General features: G+C 60.6%; 11 protein-coding genes and 1 pseudogene. 8 read left to right on the plus strand and 4 right to left on the minus strand.

All coding sequences use genetic code 11. From position 1 onward, the window contains the following. The first annotated feature begins 485 nt into the window (after window positions 1-485). Window positions 486-683: a helix-turn-helix domain-containing protein gene (locus BM190_RS35125; RefSeq protein WP_092262093.1), complete on the plus strand. Its 198-nt coding sequence runs from the start codon at window positions 486-488 to the stop codon at window positions 681-683. 1,392 nt (window positions 684-2,075) lie between these two features. On the opposite strand, the pseudogene BM190_RS35130 reads toward BM190_RS35125, so the two are convergent. Together BM190_RS35130 and BM190_RS35135 are read right to left on the minus strand one after the other, a co-directional pair. After that, window positions 2,076-2,813, minus strand: a pseudogene (locus BM190_RS35130) (outer membrane protein). A gap of 1,131 nt (window positions 2,814-3,944) precedes the next feature. Further along, a complete protein-coding gene (locus BM190_RS35135; protein ID WP_092262094.1) occupies window positions 3,945-4,217 on the minus strand; it encodes a hypothetical protein in 273 nt (90 codons plus the stop codon). Between the two features lie 132 nt (window positions 4,218-4,349). Between BM190_RS35135 and BM190_RS35140 the strand changes: the two genes are divergently transcribed. From BM190_RS35140 to BM190_RS35150, 3 genes are all read left to right on the plus strand, one after another. After that, window positions 4,350-4,772, plus strand: coding sequence for a hypothetical protein (locus BM190_RS35140; protein WP_092262095.1), 423 nt, complete (start codon window positions 4,350-4,352; stop codon window positions 4,770-4,772). A gap of 140 nt (window positions 4,773-4,912) precedes the next feature. Continuing rightward, on the plus strand, window positions 4,913-5,287 hold the full coding sequence (locus BM190_RS35145; protein ID WP_092262096.1) for a helix-turn-helix domain-containing protein: 375 nt from the start codon (window positions 4,913-4,915) through the stop codon (window positions 5,285-5,287). After that, window positions 5,262-6,551: a type II toxin-antitoxin system HipA family toxin gene (locus BM190_RS35150; protein WP_092262097.1), complete on the plus strand. Its 1,290-nt coding sequence runs from the start codon at window positions 5,262-5,264 to the stop codon at window positions 6,549-6,551. Before BM190_RS35145 ends, BM190_RS35150 begins: the two co-directional genes overlap by 26 nt. Before the next feature lie 936 nt (window positions 6,552-7,487). On the opposite strand, the gene BM190_RS35155 is transcribed toward BM190_RS35150, so the two are convergent. Both BM190_RS35155 and BM190_RS35160 read right to left on the minus strand, forming a co-directional pair. Further along, window positions 7,488-8,906 (minus strand): nucleotidyl transferase AbiEii/AbiGii toxin family protein, encoded by a 1,419-nt coding sequence (locus BM190_RS35155; protein ID WP_092262098.1) that lies wholly within the window; start codon window positions 8,904-8,906, stop codon window positions 7,488-7,490. Further along, complete coding sequence (locus BM190_RS35160; protein WP_092262099.1) at window positions 8,903-9,703, minus strand: type IV toxin-antitoxin system AbiEi family antitoxin domain-containing protein; 801 nt, start codon at window positions 9,701-9,703, stop codon at window positions 8,903-8,905. The genes BM190_RS35155 and BM190_RS35160 overlap by 4 nt, the downstream gene beginning before the upstream one ends. 349 nt (window positions 9,704-10,052) lie before the next feature. Between BM190_RS35160 and BM190_RS35165 the strand changes: the two genes are divergently transcribed. From BM190_RS35165 to BM190_RS35180, 4 genes are read left to right on the plus strand one after another with little or no spacing between them, the layout of a single operon-like run. After that, window positions 10,053-11,582, plus strand: a complete 1,530-nt coding sequence (locus tag BM190_RS35165; RefSeq protein WP_092262100.1) for a Wadjet anti-phage system protein JetA family protein — start codon at window positions 10,053-10,055, stop codon at window positions 11,580-11,582. Then, window positions 11,572-12,210, plus strand: coding sequence for a DUF4194 domain-containing protein (locus tag BM190_RS35170; RefSeq protein ID WP_092262101.1), 639 nt, complete (start codon window positions 11,572-11,574; stop codon window positions 12,208-12,210). The genes BM190_RS35165 and BM190_RS35170 overlap by 11 nt, the downstream gene beginning before the upstream one ends. Then, window positions 12,207-15,641, plus strand: a complete 3,435-nt coding sequence (locus BM190_RS35175) for an SbcC/MukB-like Walker B domain-containing protein (protein WP_092262102.1) — start codon at window positions 12,207-12,209, stop codon at window positions 15,639-15,641. Before BM190_RS35170 ends, BM190_RS35175 begins: the two co-directional genes overlap by 4 nt. A 2-nt stretch (window positions 15,642-15,643) precedes the next feature. After that, window positions 15,644-16,813, plus strand: coding sequence for a Wadjet anti-phage system protein JetD domain-containing protein (locus BM190_RS35180; RefSeq protein WP_092262103.1), 1,170 nt, complete (start codon window positions 15,644-15,646; stop codon window positions 16,811-16,813). The last annotated feature ends 989 nt before the right edge of the window (window positions 16,814-17,802 follow it).

The raw sequence follows: 17,802 nt of genomic DNA on the forward strand, positions 1-17,802 counted from the left end.
CATATCTTTTGCCGTGATGCCGATCAATGACCAGCGTTGGTAGTTTATTGGGACGTAAAAGCTTGCATGATTGCCATAGGATTGGCGCAGAACGCTAGGTCGTCGTTTTGAGCGGATGGGCGTCGGAGCCGACACGCTGGAAAGCAAAGCTTTGGTGCAAATCACGGATCTCGGCTCGCGAGCCGGGCGCTACGGACCTTCACGGAGCAATCCCCTCTTCCGGGAGGAACCCCGGCCAAAGGGTGATATCCAGCTGACACAGATGTTGAGCAAATATCGACTGCTACGGTTGTCGTAAATACTGCTGTTGCGTTTGCGACAGATGTCGCAATTCCGTCGATAGGGCTGCAGTTGGATGGCACTCTCCCGAGAAGTGAACCGGCAACTCCCGAGATTTGTCCTGCCGCGAGAGTTTGCGGTGCCACTGAGTGGTATGGCATTTGCTAATCTCGTCTTAGTCCTCTCGGCTCCAGGAGAAATTATTCATGGCGGATGAGAAAGAGGTTGTCCTGTCGGAACGGGAAAGACAGTGTTTGCGATGGGTCGAGGAGGGAAAGTCATCCTGGGCTATCGGAGTCATCCTGAAAGTGAGCGAGAACACCGTCAACTTTTATGTCAAGAATGCGATGCGAAAGCTGGAAATGTCCAGCCGGACTCAGTACGTCGTCAAGGCGCGACGTTAGCGTCCTATTTAGTGACGATCGCCGTTACGTTGCCGCTGATGCAGATCTAGCGAAACGGAAGGGGCGATTGTGGGTTGCTCCGGCAGAATGCTAGGCGAATTACACGCCCGCAGATGTATAGCCATAAGATAGGCGCTGTTACTATGAACAGGGCCGGGTTCTGTTTGGTCGCCGATCGTCGCTGTGGGGGCGCCGCGGACCACTAGGCGAGGTGAGATCATCGACGCATAACGCTCTTGCAAGCTCGACGGCCAGTCGGATTCCAATCTCAACGTCGTGATCGTTCCGTCCCCCCTGCTGCGGACGCGGCCGTTTCGTATACGTGTCGCAAATTGAAGTGCGGTGGTTGTAGCAGCTTAGGTACTGAAATCGTGGTCATCGGAAGCGGCGTAAACGGTTGCGAGCCCGGACACGAAGACGGCAATGATAGTCCGTAAACGCATTTCCAAAAGCACGCTGCTGGTAGACGTTGCACGATACTCTAGCGCTCTGCGCGCTCAACCAAGTTGGGGCAATCCTCACGAAGCTTAGCTAGCTTCTGAACTACCTTTTCGCGGAACACCAATGCGAAGGTTGCGTTCTTCGATGGTCTAGCGGACGCGGGCCATGAGCTGGATATCTTGCGGCGGACGCCGCGATGCGGGTGTTTCTGGAAAGGCGGACAACTCCGAAGTCGAGGTGACTGAGTTGGACCACGACCAGAGGGCGTCATTCGAAAATGGGCAGTATCGGGGCGGCGTTGAGCGTTCAAGGCGCGCAACGCGACCACATTCAACGCGCCTACTTACTCACAGGCAAGGGTTGCGATGGGACAGGAGATGCGCTCTACTTGCTGGCTTCGATCAGCATCGCGGGCGAGTTTTGATTACCCCCCGCAGCCTTCATTCCTCACAACGCCGTGCACGACCGACGGAAACGCTGGAGGGCCCGAGGCCGGCGCAGTCTGCCCGAAGCAGTTCGAAAGGCACCCTGTGATGACCCACGTTCCAAGCACCGATTCCAGGGGCAAGATCCAGGTTACGGCGCTGGGCGGAGGGCCACACGAACGATCGTCCGGCGGTCCGGACCACAACATTTGCCTGCCGTCCGCCACGGTCACGCACGAGACATTGCGATCGAGATAACGCCACGGCGGCGCGGCAATATGCGCGTGGCGATGCCTTGCTCTGCCCCCGTCAGGTTACTGTGCTGCCGTCGTGGCCTATGAGGCGAAGACGGCAATTGCTGATCAGCCCGGAACACGCCCGGCAATCCCAAACGATTTGACTCGAAAGCGCCTTGGTTGCTTCGATCGCGTCAGGCAATTTCGCCTGGTTGCACGGCAGGTCTACCAGATCAGAAAAAGCCCCGGCCGGAGGCCGGGGCTCTCGATCCGCCGTTTGATCGAGGAGATCAGTACCTGAGAAACACTGGACCGCCGAATTTGTAATTGATCCGTGCGGTTACGAGGTCGACATCCTGGCGGATGCGATCCGTGGTTACACCACCAGGGACGGTGGTGAAAGTTGCTGTGCTGGGCTGCATGAACAGGTGGTCGTACTCGACGCCAACTGACCAGTTCGGCGCGAAACCGTATTCGATGCCGGCACCTACCGCGCCGCCCCAAAGGACATGGTCGCTGCGTCCAAGCTGCGTACCCGTGAGCGCCGCGTCAACTTGATAGTTGTTGCTCGTCACTGCGCACCGCCTTTCGCGTAAACCAGTACGTTGTTAAAGGCGTAGCCGATTTGTCCGGTGATCAGACCAAATGCATCGATCTTGGTGCGGTTGGTGTCAGCTGGGAAGGCAACGCTGATATTGGAGCCCGTGAAGTTAGCCCAGTTTCCCTGGCCATCAAACCCGACCACAAGCTGGCCCATCTGCCATCGATAGCCGATCTGACCACCCACGGTACCGCCGGTCGCGTCATCGCAGCCCTCGGGCGTGCCACCATTGAAGTCCCAGCAACTCGCGCTTGAGCCCCAGCCGCCGTTGATGCCGATATAGTAGCCGCTCCAGTCATAGATTGCAGCCGCGACAGGCGGCGGAGCTTTGGTGTAGGCTGGGCTGCGTAGCGAGGTCAGCGCCGAATGCGGGCGCAATAGCTCCAAGCGATAGAATGCTCGCAGTCACCAGCAACAACTTCTTCATTCCGAGTCTCATTTCTTTACAGGGCCCCAAGCCGCTCGCGACTTAGCAACGTCATCGCGAATTTCTGTAACTGGTGCGCAACACTTGCCTCGAAGGAATCTGTTGAATCGAACGTTGTGTCAGGTTGAGTTCGAAATCGGACCAATCGCCGGGGTCGCCGGTTCGCAAGGACCTTCGATCGTTGTGAGGCGGTCTTTAGGAGGACGCGTCTTGTAAGTCCTGGGCGAGAGAGCTGTGAGCTGTTTCGCGGATGCGTTCTTGCATTGCCGCGTTGTTCAGTGAAGGTAATGCCGTCGCGCAAGAGATGATAGTCACAGTCTTTGAAATCGGTCCAGGGCAGGTAAGCGACGCCGGCGCCCAAACGCCAGCGCTCGGTCAGCATGGATTTCGGCGCTCAGGGCACCGCACTACGATTGGTGATGATGTGCTGAACGAAGCAAACCGCGTGCCGAGCTGATTCGTATATTCTGCAGGAGTTTTCTAAGAGTGTGTCGCGTAAACTTTCGGACACGGGTCTCAAGGCTGGCAATCGAAGCGTGCGGATGAGAAACACGATCGCAGCAGCTACTCGGCAGGCTTGGAGTGAAAGAGATACACAGGCGACCTCAAAATCGGTTCGGCCCGCCGGCTGTAGTCCAGTTCGCGAGGACGGCCACCCGGATGGGCTATCCAAGCATGCGACGACGGATTGGACGACCTATGTGACCACCGTTGGGCGAAGAGGTATCGCCAGTCGAGGCGGTCGCATCGTCAATTGACGTCGAAGCGCCGAGGTCTTCTGCCTGCCCTGAACGTCGTTCTCGTGATCCATCAGAGAGGGATTAGATGCCGCTCATTGGAATGGCCGCTGCGTGTCGATCGCATGGATCGTTTTGTGTTCGCCAGGGCCGAGCATGCGATCCATCTCAAGATTGATGCCGCCGGCGACCTGATCAAACCCGCAGGCGTAAGGTAAGCATATCCATGAGTACAAGCCCGCCAACCAGCGCGACTGTTCTGCCGCCAGAGCTCGAAAGGCGCTCGTGCGGTACCAGAAATGGCTCGCTCGGCACCTTCAGGCCGAACAGGAGATTAGCGCCATCACAGCGAACGCTATCACTACACGCATTCTCAAATTCCGCGAATTCTGGTTCACCGATTATCGCCATGCCAATGACGGAGTGAAGTCAAGCACCGAATCGACATGCGCGCGACATTGCGCAACACATCGCGACCGGAGCGGACGGGCGCTCCCGCCTGTTTACCGACTATCTGCTCGACCTCTTTGTCACGATAATTCCGCATCTGGAATTCTTCATCGCCTGCTTCAGCCGGGCGCGCGACGACCTCGGCCAATGGCGAGCGTATGCGGACAACGGACGGGGGCGTCGCGATCGGGCTCTCGCCTTCGATCTTCGCGTTCATGACAAACCGCCTGCAGGGCAGCTTCCCGATTTCATCGGACCGGTTCGCTGCCACCTCGACGAAGTCTGCCGCCGACGTTGCGCATGTATCGAGGAAGCGGCCCTGTATTTTCGGCTGCCAATCTCCAATTTTATGTCAGACCGCAACATCGGCATTGCGTTCCTGGATCAGTTGGCGCGCGAGGTCATAGCTTCTCCACTGATCTGGAACTGCTTGACTTCGAAGCATCCTGCCTATCAACACGAACAGGAAACGCGGCTGGCAATCATGGGCACGCCCGATCACCTGGCGGCTCATGTTTTGGCGCGGTTTCGCCGCAGCGAGATCGTCCCCTATATCGCCGATCCGCTGCCGGTTCGTGAGCCGCACAAGGTCGCCGAGATCGTTCTGGGGCCGGCAGCGCCGCTCGACACCAAGGGACGCTGGACCATGCTTCGCTCGACGGGGATTGGGGGATCTCCTCGCCGGTGGTCATCGATCTCCTCTTCAATGAACCCAATGGATTTTGGGGAGCAGAATGCCGGATCGGTAACCCGGGCGCTAGCGTCGCTCTGAGGGTAAATGTTCCCGTTCGGTAACTTTCGTGCCGTCTCGTATCGGAACTGCGAAAAAGTTCCCGATCGGTAACTTTCCACTGGACATTGCTGCTTCCAGGCCTTAAAGTTCCCGCTCGGTAACTTTACGACGAGAGAGCTATGAACACGCCTCCAAAGGGCGCTCCCCCATCGGGCGCAAACCAGGCTCCTGGCGAGACCGGTGTCGCGCGCCAAGCCGCCGAGTTCGCTGCAGCATTCGGGCGCCTTATCCAAGAAGAACGCAAACGTCAGGGCCTCCGGCAGGACGAGCTGGCCATGGTGAGCGGGACAGGAAAGCGCTTCATCGTCGACCTCGAGGCCGGAAAAAGCACCTGTCAGCTCGGGCGCAGCCTGCACGTGGCAAACGTGCTCGGGCTGCGCATCGAGGATGTTCTCAAGGATGTCCAGGCCCGCCGCGCGAACACTTCCCATACACCGGACATTCCCGACAGCGACGAGGAAGAGCCTCATGGACCGTCTTCCGGTGTACTTTGAGACGCGAGAGGTCGGCTGGATCACGGCCGCCGACGAAGCGTCAGCCTTCACTTATGCCGAATCCTGGCGCGGGCTGACCGGCGCCTTCCCGGTGTCGCTCACCATGCCGCTCTCGCGGGCGTCGCACGATGCCTCGGCAATTCTGCCATGGGCGGCAAATCTCCTGCCGGAGGACGCAACTCTGGGGACCGTGGGTCATATGCTCGGCAAGTCGCCGGCCGATGTCATCGGTCTTCTTGCCGAGATGGGCCGCGACACCGCCGGCGCGCTCTCCGTCGGACAACCCGGCACCGGTCTCATCGCCGGCAAATGGCGAGAGATCCCCGACAAGGCCTCGCTCGAGCGCATTCTCAATGAGCTACCCCACAAGCCCTTCCTCATCGGCGAGGACGGCGTGTCGATGTCGCTTGCCGGTGTGCAGACGAAGCTCGCCGTCGCTCTGAACGGCGATACCCTGTACATACCGATCGACGGCGCGCCATCGACCCACATCATCAAACCCGATGGCGAGCGCTTGCCTGGCGCCGTTCAGAACGAGGCGTTCTGCCTGACGCTCGCGCGCATGATCGGAATCGCGACGCCGAAGGTGACGACCGGGACGGCAGGCGAACGTAGCTACCTGCTGGTTGAGCGCTATGACCGCCGTCATGACGGCAAGCGGTGGCGGCGGCTGCATCAGGAGGACTTCTGCCAAGCCCTGGGCCGCCCGCCAGGTGCCAAGTATCAGAACAACGATAGAGGCCTAAAAGGACCATCATTGGCTGACATGGTCGGCGTGACCCAACGCCACATGGCAGCACAGCAGACCGCCCGCTTCGTCGATCTTGCCATCTTCAATCCCATGGTGTGGAACACAGATTCCCACGCCAAAAATTACTCGCTGATGCTATCGGCGCGCGGCGCCGCCATGGCGCCAGGCTACGACATCGTCTGTGCGGCGCCATATCCGAAGATCACCCGCAACATGGCGCAGAAGATCGGCGGGCAGAAGCAGGCTGACCAGCTCGGACGCAACCACTGGGAGCGCTTCGCCATTGACTGCAAGCTTTCTCCAGCCCAGACGATCCGGCGCGTCTCCGAGATTGCTCAGGCCGTGACGCACCATGCAATGGCGGCCAAGGCCGAGGTCGAAGCCATGCCTGCCGGCGGCGATCCCGTCCTGGACATGGTGGTCGAGGCGGTGATTTCGCGCGCGCGCGGCTACCTAGAGCGCCTGAAGCAAGGGGATCCAGCGCCCGAAGGCGCAGCAGCCCCATCGTCTTAGCAATAGACGCATGTCCCGACGAAAGCCATGGATTTCTCGTCCAAAGTTGACTCCGATCAATACGAAAGCAAGCTCAAGGTCGTTTCGAGGCTGCGCTACGTAGTGCGTTACGGACGCGACATAAATCGCTGAAGGAGAAGCCTAAAACCCGAGCATCGGAAAAGAAGGCAAGCAAGTCCAAGCAGACTGGAGCTTAAGGAATGGCTTCGGATGTGAGGATACAGCCTTCTTAACGATATCTTGCAGAGGTGCCGCTGCGCGCTAGGGAAACCGGGCAGCCTGACAAAGTCCTCAGAGAGCTGCTTGCAATCGCCCCTAATTCGGCGGGCCGCTACACGTTTCGTGTGCAGCGGCAGGCAACTGCGACGGAAGAAGCGGGTACATGGTCCACTCTCGGCGAGGATAGCAAAATACCGATTAGCTACCTGCGAAACGCCTATCACGCGCTGGACAGCGTTCTCATGTCCCGACCATTCGTCAGTCCAATCTTGAACGCGATGCCGCAATAGTCCGCGTGCGGGCCCTCGAAATCCATAAACGCATATCGGACGTACTCGCCCGCGGTGCCTCATCGGAAATCTTGGAAATTTCTAGCACTGCAATTCTAGTTAATGCGAAGTGCCGGTAGCATGGCGTCGGGAGTTCCTGCTGGCCGGTGGTACGGTTGAGTGCGGAAACTGCGGACAGACTACAACCTCGAACAGAAAGAGGATGACAGCTTCACTTCATCCCCAAGAGTTTCTCGTGGGATTGCCCGCGCTGCGGATCATTTCAGGATATCGGGCAGAGCAAGGCAAAAGACGGGACTGATGTAAGCTGTTCCGTTTGCGCTTTGCCGCTCACGCTGCGTTTCAGCAACGTCGGACGGATTGAATATGACGCAAGCTTACTTGCGGGTCCCAGCGAAGGTCCAAACGAAGCCCCGTAAGCACTGAACTAGTATTTCGTGCGAACATACGTGCCGTAAGTACCATAGCACTGGTAGCCCGCTCGGTTCTTGTGAGATCGCAGCGTGCTGTCGTGCGTCTTGCGTTCGAACAGCTTGCCGCACACCGTGCAGCGAAAGACATAGGTCGGGCCGCTGCTCGATGCCCGCCGGCGCCGGGCCGAGGTTCGTGGCGCCACAATTCCCGTCGATCGCGCGGTCGCGGGAATGGATTGGAAGCCCGTTGGCGTGAGCTCAACCGGATAGCGCGGGGTAAATGTTCTCTGCGTCGGCGTCACGCCGAGAATGCTGTTCAGCAAATAGCTGCGTGGCTGGCCGTCATCGGCGCGCACGGCCATAAGAAGAACATCGCCTGCTTTTGACCGACGCAGAGAATACGCCTCGATCGCCCGTGTCGAGCGCTTCCCCTTCTGATCGCGATAGTCGATTTCGACGACTAGCCGGTTACCGCCAGCGAACCGGATGGTCTCGATGAACGACTGACCGTGCGTACCCGCCGGGAAGTCAACAATGCGCTCGTGAATGAGAGGCGCGCTGGCCGCCATGGCCATCACTGGTAAGACCGACTCAACGACCTGGCCATGGAGCCAGTCAAATATTTCAGGCAGAGTATCCCAAAACGAAGCTATCGGGAGCAGGGCCGGAAGCTGATGGTTCAACATGCCAATCCAGCCAGCCTCCACGTCACCGCGATGCGGTGCAATGTCGACCAGTTGTGGCAGGTTGATACCCTTGAATGCGCACTTCTGGCGCAGCACGTCGACGAACTGCACGCGCTCTGGCCTTGCATCGGCGTTGCGGTACAGATTAACAACATCATAGAGATCGCGCGGTCGAGTACGCTCGGCGAGAGCTCTAAACTTCTCGGCGAAGGCCTCGACGTAATCATAGGCCAGGACCTCGATGCCCTCCTCGGGGGCATCGGAATAAGGATGAAAGATTTCTACTGTCTCGGGCGGGAGAACGACATGTTCGTCGGCGGTCAGATCGAGCTTGATGCGAGGCAAGGGCCGGGTTGGTGAAACCGGCCCCTTGTAGCTAATCTTGCCCTGGCAGGAGAGATTGCCACGCGGATTCCGATAGATATCAAACTCCTGCTGGTCGGCGGGGACTTCGATGCCGGTCTCCTCATAGACCCAGGCTCCAACGTCGGCGAAGACACGCTTGAGGAGCGCTTCATCGAGTTGGGCCTCGTCGCGGAGCGTGAAGTCGAGATCCTCGGAAAAGCGATAGGTTTCGAAGAAACATTTCTTGAGACAGGTGCCGCCTTTGAAAATCCATTTCTCGGCAAGCTCCTCGTGAGCGTAGATGCCGGCAAGCATCCAGCCGAGGACATAGTCCTTTTCGATGACATGCGGTGTGAGCGAATTCTGCGCAGCAAGATCAAGGATTTCGCGCTTATCGATCAACTAGCGTCTCCGGTGGCCCAGGATAGGGGAATAAGCAGCCGCCATCTTGAGATGAGTCGCTTGCATTCCAAAGCAGGATCAAGCTTGGCATTACCGGCCGAGAGCCTTATGCGACATTGCTCCGCAAGCGCGCCTTCATCCTGCCGGTCGGCCAGGAAACCGAGGCGTTTGAAAACGGCTCCATTCCCGAGCTGGTCTGTGTATTCGATCAATTTCTGGTCGCTGCGATCAGCTCGTTTGAAATAGGCGCCCAGACAGTCGGCGACCTGCTGGATGCCGCCGCCCAGGGCGGGATCGTCGAGCATATCGACGATGGTCCGGTGCACATCGGAAACCGGCACCTTAGTGTGATGCCGCCAGACGGGCTTGGTACCGAAGATCTTCTCCGCCTTCACGTGTTTGAGCGAAAAATCAAAGCCATGCCGTTGTTGCTGCTTCGTACGGATGGCCTGACCAGTGACCACAACGATGTCTTTGAATATTTGCTCGGTAAGGTCCCAATGCTCGGCAGCGGTGCGGCCAGCGACATAGGCTGGCGAGAAAAGCGCCGGCACGAGAACCCAGCCATCATCAAGAACACGTTCCGAACCGAGGGTATCGATGGATGCCGGAACGTAAGCACCAGTTCCGACCCGACTTAGCCAGCCTTGCTCGCGCCAGCGAGCAAGCCGCTTAGCCGCCTGGACCCTTGAAACGGCAAGAGCCTTCGCGACATCGGTGATATGGACGACATCCCCCGATTCAGCGAGAACACGCTGGAGCAGCGCGCGGCCATGCGGGAGAGGTCGACTTTTCATATGGAAAAATTCGCTAAAAGATGGAAAATCTACATGTAGAATATGCTGGTTCCAGGTCGGGGATCAAGCTATATGGTGTTCTTCGCAAAAATTGCGAAATCGAGCGTGCGCAGTATATAGTCTGTTACTCTCTTTGAATCAAAAGAGGCTTTCCGCGATCAGGTGAATCGCAGCCTTATGGTCATCCGACTTGAACAGATGGCCGTAGCGATCCATCGTGACCTGGAGAGTGAGTTGCAGCAGCCTTGCGATACATCTCGACTGAGGTATCTCCTCCGCAGCTTCTCAGTGTCGGGCTAACAAGCTGCATCCCCTTTTTGGATGAGGTCGATTCAGGGAGTGATAGCGATTGTCCTTGTTCCGCCATTTGCATGACGACGCGTTTTTGGCCTTCTCGCGCGATCACAAGCACCTTTACGCGGCCTGTCTGCTCGACCTCCATGAGCGCTTCTTTTCAGGCGCACCGTCGTTCCCGACCCCGCAGCAGGTCGTCCATGCCATCTACGACGTCATGCGCGCCAACCCCGCCCTCTGGAAGGAAGGCGATGATTTCGGCAGCCTGCCCGAAATGATCTCCGCGGGACGCCGCCGGATCCGGAAGGCCGACGTCGCGCTCGCTTCCGAGAAGGGCGACAAAGCGCTCGGTCTTGCCCGACAATTGTACGCCCGGCTGCTCGCCTGGGGATGGCTTGAAGAGGAGGAATACGGGCTCCGCGTCACGGTCGACATGGCCATGGGCCCACTGCTCGTGATCCAGCGGCTGGCGAGCCTGAACAAGGATCTCTCGCAACGGTTCGGCGGGCTGATCGTGCAGATCCGCCTCAATCTCGAGGCCGTCGAAAAGCTGACGCCCGAGATCACTGACCGCAAGCAGCGCGAAGCCGCGCTCGCCGTCCGCGAAGCGCGCAATCAGGCCGACCAGTTCACCAAGAGCCTGCGGGCCATTCTGGCCGACCTGAAGCGGATCCGGCGGACCGTCATGGAATCGAAGACGGTGGCTACCCGGCTGGAGGCCTTCTTCGAGGAGTTCGTCGATCAGCTCCTGCTGAAGGATTTCGAGTCCATCCTCACCGTCAACCATCCGTACCGTTTCCGCGACGCCATCGTCGATCTCGCGCGCAGGATTTCCTACACGCCCGAGACCATGCAGGTTCTTGCCGAGGAATATACGGCGGCCAGCATGGCAGCCGATGTCGAGGACGGCCGCATGGCCGCTGCCGGCGACCTGCTGGCCATCGAAAGCATCTTCGAACAGATCGGCGAGATGTTCGAACGGATCGAAGCCTTCCGCAGGCAGCTCGAAGCGCGCGTGCGCAACACGATCAAGTACGCCGAGCGTGGCGGGCAGGGCCTCGTCGGTCGGGCCGGCGACTTGGTGCTGCGCCTGGATGCTCTGCTGCGCGACGGCAGGCACGACAAGGCGACGGTCCAATGGAGCATCGAGCAGCTGCGCTCGCCCTGGTCGGAATATCATCCGGCCCCGGCCAGGCAGCCGCGTCGCCCGGTCGAAGCAAGGGAGCTCGCCCAGCCGCCATCGGACCCGCTCTACGAACTGCGGAAGAAGCTCCGCCTCGAGTACATCGCTCGCATCGCGCCCCGTCCCGAGGATGTCAGACGATTCCTCGAGGGCCAGGTGCCGCCATTCGCGACCAGGGAAGCCCGCTTCATGGAAATCGATACCGTGGATGACTTTCTCGCCTTCGATTGCGCCCGCCGATATGCGTTGACGGGCGAGGTTCCGGCGCAGGTCGCGGCCGGGTTCGATCTGGAGCCGCGCCCAGACACCCCGCCCCACGACAGCGAATGGCTTCGGTGTGCGAACTTCGTGGTCAGGCGATCCGGTTACTTCGGGAAAGCAGAGGCGGCCCGTGCTCAGTGAGTTCGAAAACGTCGAGCGCTCCTTCGGCGCGGAAAAGGCAGCCGACCTCCGCAAAGCGCTGCACTTCCTGCTACGGCGGCAGTTCGTGTTCGCGGGAGATCCCCGGACTGGGACAGTCTACAACACGATCATGGATGGCCGCTTCCGCGACGTGGTCGACGGCTTCTTCGATAGTTGCGGATACCGCGTCCATCGCGATCCGGAGGCGCAGTGGGCCGGCATCGTCGCCATGGACGAGGACGTGCCGCTGCCTCGAATGAAGCTCGACGAAACCATTGTTGCGCTGGTGCTGGCGGCATACTGGCAGCAGGAGGTGAACGTCGGAGCGGTCGAGGACCGGGCCGTCGTAGTGGCCACTTTGAACGACCTGTTCGATCGCTATCGCGAGATGGCGCAACACGGCGGCGGAGGCGCGATCTCGGCCGCCCGCTTCCGCGACATCCTGCGCGAGGCCGCCCAACGCAGTTTGGTCGAGATCGGTGATTTTGACGACGAGCAGCAGGACTGCGAGGTCAGGATCCGCCCGATGATCAAGCTGATCAGTGGCGGCGATGCCCTCCAACGACTCGAGCGCTACGTCCGTAGCGAGGAGGCGCGGTTTCCGCAGCCCGCAGGAGACGAGGCATGATGGAGCTACGCCACCTGACGATGGTGAACTGGCACCTGTTCGACGTCGCCGACATCGACGTGACAGGACACGTCGGGGTCCTGGGCGAGAACCGGTCCGGCAAATCGACAATCCTCGACATGGCACAGGTCGTTCTCACCGGCGGGAGCCGGCGGTTCTTGCGCCTGAACGCGGTCGCCGGCGACAGCGGAAAATCGCGCAGCGGCTCGAAGCGCAGCGTCGTGGATTACTGCCTTGGGACGCTCGGCGAAGACCAGCGCCGGCGCGACGAGGCGCGCACCTACGTGGCGCTAGGCTTCGAAGACAAGGAAGGCGATCGACCGCCGGTCACGATCGGCATGGCGCTTGAGGCGCGCAAGTCCGACAGCAGGGAGACCGTGCTGGCACTGTTCGTCGCCGTCGGAACGGTTCTGAGCTCCAAGGACTTCATCGAGCAGCGAGGAAAGTCGCAATTCCCAGCGCCGTGGGAGGACGTGCGCGCCCGGATCGTCGCGGCGGTCGGCGAGGGCAACTTCGTCAATCATCGCGACCGGGCGAGCGACTACGTCCGCGAGTACATGCGCCATCTTCTGCCGCATTCGCCCTATGGCGAGCAGAACGCTAGCGCCTTGCAGAAATCAATCGTCAACGCAATGACGCTCGACCACAACCAGACGGCCACCCAGTTCGTGCGGAACTACATCCTCGAGGACAGTCCGATCGGCATCAAGGAGCTGCGCGAGTCGATCCAGACATACCGCAACATCAGCGAAACCATCCGAAAGATGCGCCTCAGGCTCGAAGCCCTGAGGGCGCTTCGGGTCGTCCTCGGCACTCTTGAAGAAGCGCTCGAGACCAAGTTCAGGGAGGAGTGGATCGCAAAACGCGCGACTTGGCTCGCGGCGCGCGCGACAAACCTGGACTTCAAGACCAAGCGGCGTACCGAGGTGGCGCGCCGGGACGCCGCGGTTAAAGAACTCGAATTCATCGACGACGACGTCAAGGCCATCGATAACGAGATCGAACGCCTCACGGCCGCGATCGCCGAGCACGATGCCAAGACCGGCAGAAAGTCCCTGCAGCAGACCGCCGACGTGGCCGGGCAGGCGGCGCACCGCGCCTCGGCGGACTTCAAGGCTCGTATGGAGAACATCCGTCGCCTGGAGCCGCTCCGCGCAATGTGCGCGGACGCTTTCGAGGACTTCGTTCCTGCGCTTGAGCGTCTTCTGACCGCCGCCGCCGGCGCCGACATCGGGCGCGTCTCCGACGAGCTCTCCGCGGCGGAGAAGTCCTTCGCGGCAAGCGGCGCGAAATGGCTGCCGAAGATCGACGAAGCGCGTCAGGCGATCATCGCGGAGCTTTCCGGGATCCGAGGCCGCCGCGACGAGGTGCTCGAACGGATCCGACAGCACGCCGCCGGAGGGGCGCGGGCCTATCTCGGCGATGACACTGAACTCCTCTGCCGCAGGCTGCGGCAGAGCGGAATGGTCCCGCGCGTGCTCTGCGACATCATCGAAGTCGCCGAACCCGAGTGGGTAGGAGCCGCCGAGGCGCTCCTCGGCCGCGACCGGGAGGCCGTGTTCGTGGACAGAGCGGATATCAGCGCCGCCACGTCAATCTTTAAGGAAGGTCGCCGCGAGTTTCGCCATGCATCGCTGGTGAGCCTAAACAAACTCGAGCAGTTCAGGGCCAAGCCGGAGCGCGGTACTTTCCCCTCGATCTTCCGGAGCCAGGATCCGGACGCGATGGCCTTCATCATGCGCCGCTACGGAACGGTCCGCCTCGCGGACACGCTCGACCAGTTCAACAGACCTGGCCGGGCTATCATGAAGGACGGCCTCTACGACGACGGACTCGTCAGGACGCATCGCTGGATCGACGCCGCGCAGCACAAAATCGGAAAGGCGGCGCAGGCGAACGCGTTGCGCTCCCTGCAGGATCAGGCCGAGGAGCTGGATCGGACCCTGGCCGACAAGAGCAAGGAAGCCCAAGCCGCGGAGCAGGCCTTTGCCGCTTTGAAAACCATCTGCGAGGGACGTGACGATCTGAAGGTTTGCGCCGCGGCCTTCGCGGCCGCGCAGACCGAAATCGCCGAAATGCAGGCCAGGCTCGATGCGCTCGACGGCGCGGGCGACGGCGGGCTTCGCGACAAAAAGAGAGCGCAGCAGAAGCTGAAGGAGGAGAGGCTCGACGAGAGAAAGACCCAGCAGAAGGCGTTCGGCGAGCATGACGGCGAGGTCAGATCGGTGGAGAGGAGGCTCGGAGAGGGCGAGAACGTGCCGGGCTCCGAGCTCAATCTGCGGGTCGCGCGGTCGATCTATCGCAAGACCTTCCCGCTCTACTCCGCCGCGAAGGGCAGGCTCGTCTACCGCCAGCGCCTCGATGCCGCAGCCCAGAAGGGCTTTGCGGAGAAGCACCGCGCCATCGCGGACAGGGCGCTGAAGGACGCGGACGCCTCGGACGCCGAGCGCGCCCGGATCGAGCGACGGGTCCGCGAGCTCCTCTACGATTACTTCGACCAGTTCGGGATGAGCTCGCAAGTCGGCGCGGAAAGCGAGCCGCTAAGGGAGGTGAAGCCCTGGATGGAACAGCTCATCTCGGATATCGAATCCAATGAACTTCGCCAATACGAACGGCAGGCCCGGGAAGCGGCGGAAAAAGCCTCAACCCTGCTGCGCGGCGAGTTCATCAACGCGCTCACGGCCCGGATCGGCAAGATGGAGCGGGAGCTGCAGTCGTTGAACCGCAGCCTCTACGCACATCCCTTCCACAACGAGCGCTATTCGTTCCATCGCACCCAAGTCGTGGAATTCCAGCCGATCCTGAAGATCATCGAGATCGCCAAAACCTCTCCCGAGGCGCTCGATATGCTATTCCGGGGCGACGTGCCTGAGGACTTTCCGCACAAGGATACGATCCTTGCACTGGAGGCGCTGCTCGAGGACCCAGGCAAGGACTTCACTCAGTTCGAGGACTACCGCAACTTCTACACTTTCGAGATTCACATGGAGGATGTAGCTACGGGCCGTTCAACCCGCTGGGAGCAGCGGCGCGGCACCGGATCCGGCGCCGAACAGCAGGTGCCCATCTACGTCGCCATCGGCGCTTCGCTGGCCGCCGTCTACGGCAGCGCGGAGCGTCGTGCCGGCAAGCCCTCCGGCTTCGCCCTGGCCATGTTCGACGAGGCCTTCTCCAAGATGGACGGCAAGAACCAGCGGCAGATGATGAGCTTTTACAAAAACCTCGGCCTGCAGTTCGTGATCGCGGCGCCGTTCGAGAAGCGGGTCGCCGTCCTCGAGCACATGGATACCATCGTGGAGGTGGACCGGATCGGCGAACAGTCCAGGGCCACAGTGGTGGAACTGAAAGAGAAGGCTAAGCGCGAGCTGATGGCCATCGATCCGGACCTGATGTCAGAAGATGAGCTCGCCGCCCGTCTGGCCGCCGAGTAGTCATGGCGCGGCGTTTCACGGACCCGATCGGTTTGCTGAACGACCTACTCGATCGCTTCGAGGCCGGGGCCGCAAACCCAATCGCCCACCCTGGCTACGCCGCCTTCCCGTCTGTGGTCGCGGCGGACGCCTTCCTGAAAAAGATCACGGAAGCCGAACAGAGCGGCGCAGTCTCGCTTGGCTGGGGTCGAGGCGTCAAGCGGGACCAAGTCGCACATGTGCGGCTGGCCTCGGCGGAGATCCTCTACCAATATCTCGACCGCACCCCGGCGCCACGGATCGCGGAGGGTGCCTTTGTGCGGCTTGTCGCCGGGTGGACGCTGCACGAATCTCTGAAGAACAGCGCTGCCCAAATCGCCGAGGTATGGGGGCGAGGCAAAACGTGGCACGGGTTCGCTTCGTCCGAGGTCGAGACTCTGCGCGATGCGTTCGTTCTCGCGCAGGCCATTCTGGACAACAGGCATCTTGACGTGGACTATAAGACCTTCTCGCGACGGGCGGTGGGTCACAGCAAGACGCTCGAACGCATCGAGGGGGCGGTCGTCCGGCTGTTGAGCGGCATTCTGGAGTTCCCACCAGGGGCGCGGCCCCGCGAGGCGCTGCGAGCAATCGGCCTTGAGCGCTTCGCACCGCCGCTGCTGATCGCGGGCAGGATCGACCTCGATAAAGCCGACCTGTCCGATATCTCTCCGCTGTATCTCGGAATCGCTCCGAAAGAAGCAGATCGCGTCCGCTTCCGGGAGGCGCCGGCCTACATTCTCACCATCGAAAACTTCGCAAGTTTCAACCGGCACATCGCCGAGGCGGACCCCGGCCGATTAGGAACGACCATTTATGTCGGGGGGTACCCCTCGCTTGCCGCCCAGCAGGCGCTGCGGACGATCGCAGGATTGGTATCCCAACAGACGCCGATCCTTCATTGGTCGGACATCGATCCAGACGGCACCTGGATCTTCCTCACCATCGAGCGCGCCGTCGATCGACCGATCCGTCCACACCTCATGAGCGTCGAAATTGCCGAGCGCTTGGGACAAGTGCCGTTCAAAAAATCAGCACCCGCTCGATGTCCACCGGAGTCCGGTATTGCGGCTCTCGCAGCGTACCTCGCGGAAGATGGAGCCAAGACGCTCGAGCAGGAAGAACTCGATCCAGTCCTGCCAGAGCTTCGTTAGAAAATGCACGCGCATCAACGCGGTTTCGATCCCGATGAGCTTCCTCGCCTGACGATCTCCCTCAGCGTTTGTTGAACAACACCCGTCCGCCGCACCACGTGCTTGGGCGCGAGCGCACCCACCGCCAAGATCACACCGGCTGCGAAGGTCACGCCAACCGACAAGATAGGCCGGCAAGCGTGGCTGCCGCCACTCCCTCAGTGCCGATATGGCCGTCCGGGCCAGACCCGTCGACATCATCGCGATTTGTCCTAGCTGCGTGAGCGCGATCGGGGTGGCAAGTGTTGCAGTGCGGCGAGTTCGTCGGTCAGTTGACGGCCGCTGCCCATTTCGCCAGCCGACGAGGCCGCGATGCGGGCGCTTTTTTGCTGTCTTCCTCATGGACACGTTACCCGGGATTGCGCGCTTCAGCTATCCTTTGCCCTCGCTGATACGATCTTGTCGCTGCGGTCCGTTCGCATCATCGGCGCCAGGCCAGCGATGACATCCTCTCACGCGATAACGCACCGCTCAAGAATGGTGAGAGCATTTTGGGCGAGGTCCGCAAAATCCTCTCTCTATATTGACCGCTGCCATAGTGAGCGCTGCTATGGCCGTCGTGATTGCGGCTCGGGCTGTCTCGTTCAAGCCGTCGTTTGTTTCAAGCGCGACAACGGCACCGTCTCCAACTACGTGCTGCGCGAGAACCGACACCGTTTCTTGATAGAAAAACGCTCAAGCGGCGTTGGCATGCCGGTTGCTTGTGACGAAACCACCTGTCACCATGATGCTCGTTCGGCACCCGATCCAGTGTTCAGATCAAACTTGCCCGCTTGATCGATTGCAGAGGTCTCCTGATGCCCTTTCCAAACCGCGCAGCTGCGTCGCGAACTCCGCCATCTTCGGGCGGCACGTCGGTTTGCGGGGCAGAATCCGATTGTCTTGTAAAGGGCTCGCGACGAATGGCGGTGCTCAACAAGACGGTGCAAACCAGGGTTAAGGCGTTATAC

The organism is Bradyrhizobium sp. Rc3b (genome assembly GCF_900114915.1).
Classification (GTDB): Bacteria; Pseudomonadota; Alphaproteobacteria; order Rhizobiales; family Xanthobacteraceae; genus Bradyrhizobium.